Annotated in this window: 1 protein-coding gene; it reads right to left on the reverse strand. The window is 60.8% G+C overall.

Features of this window, described 5'->3' with window-relative positions; translation table 11 throughout:
• Positions 1 to 278 precede the first annotated feature (278 nt).
• Positions 279 to 1,346 (reverse strand): hypothetical protein, encoded by a 1,068-nt coding sequence (locus IEX89_RS24060; protein ID WP_188915835.1) that lies wholly within the window; start codon positions 1,344 to 1,346, stop codon positions 279 to 281.
• Between the last annotated feature and the right edge of the window lie 367 nt (positions 1,347 to 1,713).

Below are 1,713 nucleotides of genomic sequence, written 5' to 3' on the forward strand. Positions count from 1 at the left end.
ACCGGAAGATCGGCAGTCTTAGAAAGGCATTTTTGCTGGATCAAATCCCTTTCAGAGCAATGGGTACGGTTCGCAGCGATGCTTGCACGTTGTGCGCTTGCCAAGTGGTAAGTGGTCACAGCGGGTTAGCCAAAGTAGCAGCTGTGGGTGGCTCAACTTGCCGCAGGTGGCTTCGACATCAGCCTACCGGATAGTCGGAACCCTTCAGCAGTGGGCAGCATCTTTCCCCGGTCCCGCTGGTGTCTTCCACGAGAGACAGGCGAAAGGCTCAGCTCGATTCAGGCCGCAACCTCGAAGGCGATCGGGAACTCGAAGTCGAAGATCCCGAAGGCGTCGAGCAGCTTCGCATCGGCTTTCGCCGGGCCGGCGAGAAAGTAGAGGCCGCGCTCCGTGAACCACTGCCCGCATTGGCGCTCCTCGGCCTCGGTGAGCGGACGGTTGTTCATGCCGACGGCTTCGGAGACGATCCAGGAAGCGCCCCTGCCCATGGGACGCATTTCAATCGCGATCGTGTGGTCGCGGCTGACGGCGTATGCCGCCTTGCTCGTCGCGGCGCAGATCACGCGTTGGCGGAGGCAATTACCCATTGTCTGTGACGCGGCCTTTAACGAAGGGCCTGTGACGAGCGGGGCGAAGACCGGATCATCGGCGACGACGGGGTGCTGTCGCACGCTTCGATCCATGCGCCGCAGGAGGAACGCCTCCAGCCATTCGCGCGGCTTGGTTTCCGCCTTGCGGGACAAGACGGACTGGCGGATCTCGTCGTCGCTCACATCCGAGCAGGTGCGGCGAATCAGGGCGATCGCGCTGTTGAAACGCTGTGCCTCGTCTAGGTCCTTGATCGATGCGACGACAGAGGGATGCAGCGAAAGCTCATCGAGCGTCAGGGCAGCCTTCACCGACGATGCTCGGATCTGGCCGGACATCTGCATCAGCACCCTCGCGCGAACGTCGCGTGCCTCGAACGCCCGGAACAGGTCAGCATATTCGGTCGGGCTGGGCAGCGGCTCGGGCTCCAGCCGGTTCAACAGAGCCATGAAGCCCTCAGGCGTGGAGCCGTACATCTGACGAACGATTTCGGCGGGATCGTCGAGGTTGAGGAGCGGCACAACGCGGCTGATGTCCGACCGCAGCCGTTCGCGTGCTCTCGGTCGATTCCCGCGCACAGCTACGATAAGCGGGATACGGGGCAATGATCCGAGGACGATGAAACGCGCGTGCCGCAATGCGTTCGTCGCGCGCATCACAGACATCGTCGTTCCAGGTACGACCTCTTCAATGAAGGCCGAGGCGAGCAGCGCCCAGCCTTCAAACGATACCGGCGGACCCAGGACGACGTTCGGCATGGCAGCTCCATCGTTGCGCCTAGCATAACAAAAATGTTCTATAGAGCAAACGATGGTTCGATAAAACGATCTATTTGGTTCATCCGCGTTGGTTCCCAAATTTCCGTGCTTCCCTCGGTTCCCACGGCTCTATCTCGCGATAGCCCGCACGCTCCTGCGTCAATCGGTCGAAGTGGTCGCTTCCGACGCATGTGCGTCTTTGGGCTCACCCCATACAACGGGGAACCGGGGAACTTGGGAACCGATATCGCCAAATCCTTATCTGGTATGAGCTTGACCGGTTCCCGCTGGTGAGGGAAGTTGGGGGAACCGGTCGATAGCAGGTGGGAACGCTCCGTCGCTCCTTCTTCTTGTCGTCAGTCTTCGC

The organism is Salinarimonas ramus (assembly GCF_014645695.1).
Lineage (GTDB): Bacteria > Pseudomonadota > Alphaproteobacteria > Rhizobiales > Beijerinckiaceae > Salinarimonas > Salinarimonas ramus.

What these genes read in the sequence shown, in the direction of transcription:
- IEX89_RS24060 (WP_188915835.1), bottom strand. Translation starts at nt 1,346, where the DNA reads ATGCCGAACGTCGTCCTGGGTCCGCCGGTATCGTTTGAAGGCTGGGCG.